Raw genomic sequence first — 254 nt, 5'->3', positions numbered from 1 at the left:
ACATTATACCATTTAACTACAGTTTTAAGGATGATGAAGATCGTTTGAGCATTACTGAAAGCACTAACATAATCTATAGTGAAAGTGCTAAAGAATATGTATTGAAATTAGCTGTTGATACATTGGCCGATATGCTACAACGTGATGGCACATATATCACACCTAATGAACGCTCTGATAGAAGTTCTGAGTTATTCTCAGACAATAATAATCCTTTAAGTGAATATCTTGAAAATAGAAGTGTTGATTTCTTC

Annotated in this window: 1 protein-coding gene; it reads left to right on the top strand. The window is 32.3% G+C overall.

The features are described 5' to 3' along the window. The coding region (locus ACSNOK_RS35210; RefSeq protein ID WP_436784759.1) for a hypothetical protein at positions 1–254 on the top strand (254 nt) is incomplete at both ends.

The organism is Streptomyces sp. URMC 126 (assembly GCF_051386555.1).
Taxonomy (GTDB): Bacteria; Actinomycetota; Actinomycetes; order Streptomycetales; family Streptomycetaceae; genus Streptomyces.
This window is presented reverse-complemented; position numbering and strand designations above follow the sequence as displayed.